A 5,690-nucleotide genomic window follows, 5' to 3' on the forward strand; every position below is an offset into this window, starting at 1 on the left:
TGACCGGGGGCTTTGGTATAGATGCCTGACGATGACCTACTCTCGCATGGAGAAGCTCCACACTACCATCGGCGCTAAGCTGTTTCACTTCCGAGTTCGGCATGGGATCGGGTGGTTCCGGCTCGCTATGGTCGTCAGGCGTAACAGGTGCTGGAGATGGCGAGGCCACCTCCGGCGAATTCGGGATCATGCTGTTGATCGAGACCGTTTCGGACGTATCCGGCGGATTAATCACAGACCACTTGGGTGTTATATGGTCAAGCCTCACGGACAATTAGTACGCGTTAGCTCAATATCTTGACGACACTTACACACCGCGCCTATCACCTCGTAGTCTTCGAGGGTCCTTCAGGGGGCTCGAGGCCCCAGGGAAGTCTCATCTTGAAGGGGGCTTCCCGCTTAGATGCTTTCAGCGGTTATCCCGTCCGAACATAGCTACCCGGCAATGCCACTGGCGTGACAACCGGAACACCAGAGGTTCGTCCACTCCGGTCCTCTCGTACTAGGAGCAGCTCTTCTCAAACTTCCGACGCCCACGGCAGATAGGGACCGAACTGTCTCACGACGTTCTAAACCCAGCTCGCGTACCACTTTAAATGGCGAACAGCCATACCCTTGGGACCGACTTCAGCCCCAGGATGTGATGAGCCGACATCGAGGTGCCAAACACCGCCGTCGATGTGAACTCTTGGGCGGTATCAGCCTGTTATCCCCGGAGTACCTTTTATCCGTTGAGCGATGGCCCTTCCATACAGAACCACCGGATCACTAGAACCTGCTTTCGCACCTGCTCGACATGTCCGTCTCGCAGTCAAGCACCCTTATGCTCTTGCACTCATTGCACGATTTCCAACCGTGCTGAGGGTACCTTCGTGCTCCTCCGTTACTCTTTAGGAGGAGACCGCCCCAGTCAAACTACCCACCACACACTGTCCCTGCACCGGATAACGGTGCGAGGTTAGAACGCCAATGATGTCAGGCTGGTATTTCAAGGTTGGCTCCCCCTGAACTGGCGTCCAGGGTTCAAAGCCTCCCAGCTATCCTACACAAACAACATCAGCATCCAGTGTGAAGCTATAGTAAAGGTTCACGGGGTCTTTCCGTCTAGCCGCGGGAACACTGCATCTTCACAGCGATTTCAATTTCACTGAGTCTCGGGTGGAGACAGTGTGGCCATCATTACGCCATTCGTGCAGGTCGGAACTTACCCGACAAGGAATTTCGCTACCTTAGGACCGTTATAGTTACGGCCGCCGTTTACCGGGGCTTCGATCAAGAGCTTCGCTTGCGCTAACACCATCAATTAACCTTCCGGCACCGGGCAGGCGTCACACCCTATACGTCCGCTTGCGCGTTAGCAGAGTGCTGTGTTTTTAATAAACAGTTGCAGCCACCTGGTATCTTCGACCGGTTCGAGCTCCAGGAGCAAGTCCCTTCACCCTAAGCCGGCGCACCTTCTCCCGAAGTTACGGTGCCATTTTGCCTAGTTCCTTCACCCGAGTTCTCTCAAGCGCCTTGGTATTCTCTACCTGACCACCTGTGTCGGTTTGGGGTACGGTCACATTATATCTGAAGCTTAGAGGCTTTTCCTGGAAGCGTGGCATCGATAACTTCCGGTCTACAAGTAGACCGTTCGTCTCGCATCTCGGCTTTAAGTGATCGGATTTGCCTGATCACTCGGCCTACATGCTTTCACCAGGACAACCAACGCCTGGCTTACCTAGCCTTCTCCGTCCCCCCATCGCAATATAATCTGGTACGGGAATATTAACCCGTTTTCCATCGACTACGCCTTTCGGCCTCGCCTTAGGAACCGACTCACCCTGCTCCGATTGACGTCGAACAGGAACCCTTGGTCTTCCGGCGGGGGAGGTTTTCACTCCCCTTATCGTTACTCATGTCAGCATTCGCACTTGTGATATCTCCAGCATACCTCTCGATACACCTTCACAGACGTACACAACGCTCCTCTACCGCGCATCACTCAAGTGATGCACCCGCAGCTTCGGCTCCTGGTTTGAGCCCCGTTACATCTTCCGCGCAGGCCGACTCGACTAGTGAGCTATTACGCTTTCTTTAAAGGATGGCTGCTTCTAAGCCAACCTCCTAGCTGTCTGAGCCTTCCCACATCGTTTCCCACTTAACCAGGAATTGGGGGCCTTAGCTGGCGGTCTGGGTTGTTTCCCTTTTCACGACGGACGTTAGCACCCGCCGTGTGTCTCCCACGCTGCACTCACCGGTATTCGGAGTTTGCCTCGGGTTGGTAACCCGGGATGGGCCCCTAGCCGAAACAGTGCTCTACCCCCGGCGGTGATACGTGAGGCACTACCTAAATAGTTTTCGAGGAGAACCAGCTATCTCCGGGCTTGATTAGCCTTTCACTCCGATCCACAGGTCATCTCAGCATTTTTCAACATACTTGAGTTCGGTCCTCCAGTTGATGTTACTCAACCTTCAACCTGCCCATGGATAGATCGCCCGGTTTCGGGTCTATTTCCAGCAACTGATCGCCCATTTAAGACTCGGTTTCCCTACGCCTCCCCTATACGGTTAAGCTCGCTACTGAAAATAAGTCGCTGACCCATTATACAAAAGGTACGCAGTCACAGAACAAGTCTGCTCCCACTGCTTGTACGCACACGGTTTCAGGATCTATTTCACTCCCCTCTCCGGGGTTCTTTTCGCCTTTCCCTCACGGTACTGGTTCACTATCGGTCAGTCAGGAGTATTTAGCCTTGGAGGATGGTCCCCCCATGTTCAGTCAGGGTTTCTCGTGCCCCGACCTACTCGATTTCACCATGGTTGAATTTCAGCTACGGGACTATCACCCTGTATCGTCAGGTTTCCCACCCTGTTCGCTTATTGGCCCCATGGCTTAAGGGCTGGTCCCCGTTCGCTCGCCGCTACTTGGGGAATCTCGGTTGATTTCTTTTCCTCGGGGTACTTAGATGTTTCAGTTCCCCCGGTTCGCCTCCATGAGCTATGTATTCACTCATGGATACTTACCTGATGGTAAGTGGGTTTCCCCATTCAGAGATCGCCGGGTCACAGGTTATTTGCCACCTCACCGACGCTTATCGCAGGCTATCACGTCTTTCATCGCCTCTGACTGCCTAGGCATCCACCGTGTGCGCTTAATCGCTTGACCATATAACCCCAAGGGGTCTGATCAGTGATTAATCGTTTTTAGTACGATTCGCCGGATACGCTTGAAACGTATCTCAATTTTGCAGATCAGCATCATTCACAGCACTTCAGTTGCCTGAAGGCGTTCGTGACACTGACCTGCGTCAGCATGATCCATATTGTTAAAGAGCGTACTGTTCAAGGAACAGTGAGAAAACGACATGAACTGTCATCTTTTCACTATACCCTTACAGGGTACTACGGAGACTGTCGAGAGAGATGGTGGAGCCAAGCGGGATCGAACCGCTGACCTCCTGCGTGCAAGGCAGGCGCTCTCCCAGCTGAGCTATGGCCCCTTGATATTCATTCAGGTCATGGTCGTGATGTGCTCAAGGAAAGCAGGGCATCAATCGAGGGCGAACTGAATAAATTTGGTGGGTCTGGGCAGACTCGAACTGCCGACCTCACCCTTATCAGGGGTGCGCTCTAACCAACTGAGCTACAGACCCAAACAGTCTTCGCTCTATCCGATCAGGTAATTTGTTGTGGGCGCGTTGGCCGGGGTGTGTCATATCGTTTAAGGAGGTGATCCAGCCGCAGGTTCCCCTACGGCTACCTTGTTACGACTTCACCCCAGTCGTGAACCACACCGTGGTGATCGCTCTCCCGAAGGTTAAGCTAACCACTTCTGGTGCAGTCCACTCCCATGGTGTGACGGGCGGTGTGTACAAGGCCCGGGAACGTATTCACCGTGGCATTCTGATCCACGATTACTAGCGATTCCGACTTCATGGAGTCGAGTTGCAGACTCCAATCCGGACTGAGGCAGGCTTTATGGGATTAGCTTCACGTCGCCGCTTCGCAACCCTTTGTACCTGCCATTGTAGCACGTGTGTAGCCCTACCCGTAAGGGCCATGATGACTTGACGTCGTCCCCACCTTCCTCCGGTTTGTCACCGGCAGTCTCCCTAGAGTTCCCGGCCGGACCGCTGGCAAATAGGGATAGGGGTTGCGCTCGTTACGGGACTTAACCCAACATTTCACAACACGAGCTGACGACAGCCATGCAGCACCTGTCTCAGAGTTCCCGAAGGCACGAAGCTATCTCTAGCGACTTCTCTGGATGTCAAGGGTAGGTAAGGTTCTTCGCGTTGCATCGAATTAAACCACATGCTCCACCGCTTGTGCGGGCCCCCGTCAATTCATTTGAGTTTTAGCCTTGCGGCCGTACTCCCCAGGCGGTCTACTTATTGCGTTAACTGCGCCACCAAGTCCTCAAGGGACCCAACGGCTAGTAGACATCGTTTACGGCGTGGACTACCAGGGTATCTAATCCTGTTTGCTACCCACGCTTTCGCGCCTCAGCGTCAGTGTCAGTCCAGAAGGCCGCCTTCGCCACTGGTATTCCTCCCGATCTCTACGCATTTCACCGCTACACCGGGAATTCTACCTTCCTCTCCTGCACTCAAGTCCGCCCGTTCCGGATGCAATTCCCAGGTTGAGCCCGGGGCTTTCACACCCGGCGTGACAGACCGCCTACGCGCCCTTTACGCCCAGTAATTCCGATTAACGCTTGCACCCTCCGTATTACCGCGGCTGCTGGCACGGAGTTAGCCGGTGCTTCTTCTGCGGGTGATGTCGCCCCTGACGGGTATTGACCGTCAGGATTTCTTCCCCGCTGAAAGTGCTTTACAACCCGAAAGCCTTCTTCACACACGCGGCATGGCTGGATCAGGCTTCCGCCCATTGTCCAATATTCCCCACTGCTGCCTCCCGTAGGAGTCTGGGCCGTGTCTCAGTCCCAGTGTGGCTGATCATCCTCTCAGACCAGCTACGGATCGTCGCCTTGGTGAGCCATTACCTCACCAACAAGCTAATCCGACATAGGCTCATCCGATAGCGCAAGGTCCGAAGATCCCCTGCTTTCTCCCGTAGGACGTATGCGGTATTAGCCTGGGTTTCCCCAGGTTATCCCCCACTACCGGGCAGATTCCTATGCATTACTCACCCGTCCGCCGCTCGTCAGCATCCAGCAAGCTGGATCTGTTACCGCTCGACTTGCATGTGTTAAGCCTGCCGCCAGCGTTCAATCTGAGCCATGATCAAACTCTTCAGTTTTAAATCAATTAGTCACTTGAGGTGACAATTCTGGCTCGAGACTTCTACTACTCTTGACGAGTCGCTTGATCTCGATATTTGGTGATGTGATCATCACCCCGAGCCAAGCGCCCACACAAATTACCTGATCGACTTGTTAAAGAGCGTCTCGTTACCGGCTGTGCCGTGTAGCGAGTGGATGCGTATTATACGTATCCGATTCGAACTGTCAAGCTTCATTTTTCGGCGGTGACCAGAACAACCTGTTCTGACGTGAAAGCGATGTGCTGCTCTCAACCCCCGGAAGCGACGTCCGATGAAGTGCGCTGCATTCTACCGAATCCTGCCGACCTGTCAATGTTTTTCTTTTCGATCAATCCTGAAAATCAAAACCAAATCAGTAGGTTGCGCTACTTCAGCTGCCTGGCCGTTTGCGACGTCCCCGGCAGCGGATGCGTACTTTACGC

General features: G+C 53.9%; 2 tRNA genes and 3 rRNA genes. All 5 read right to left on the reverse strand.

Annotated elements, in window-relative coordinates:
- Positions 1-23 precede the first annotated feature (23 nt).
- Positions 24-139 (reverse strand): 5S ribosomal RNA (gene rrf, locus NAT21_RS15420).
- A gap of 114 nt (positions 140-253) precedes the next feature.
- Positions 254-3,148 (reverse strand): 23S ribosomal RNA (locus tag NAT21_RS15425).
- Between the two features lie 258 nt (positions 3,149-3,406).
- Positions 3,407-3,482: transfer RNA gene (locus NAT21_RS15430), tRNA-Ala, on the reverse strand.
- 76 nt (positions 3,483-3,558) lie between these two features.
- Positions 3,559-3,635 (reverse strand) — tRNA-Ile (locus tag NAT21_RS15435).
- Between the two features lie 69 nt (positions 3,636-3,704).
- Positions 3,705-5,244, reverse strand: a 16S ribosomal RNA gene (locus tag NAT21_RS15440).
- Together the 16S, 23S and 5S rRNA genes with 2 tRNA genes alongside form the textbook arrangement of a ribosomal RNA operon.
- Positions 5,245-5,690: the final 446 nt, after the last annotated feature.

The organism is Larsenimonas rhizosphaerae, assembly GCF_023700005.1.
Lineage (GTDB): Bacteria > Pseudomonadota > Gammaproteobacteria > Pseudomonadales > Halomonadaceae > Larsenimonas > Larsenimonas rhizosphaerae.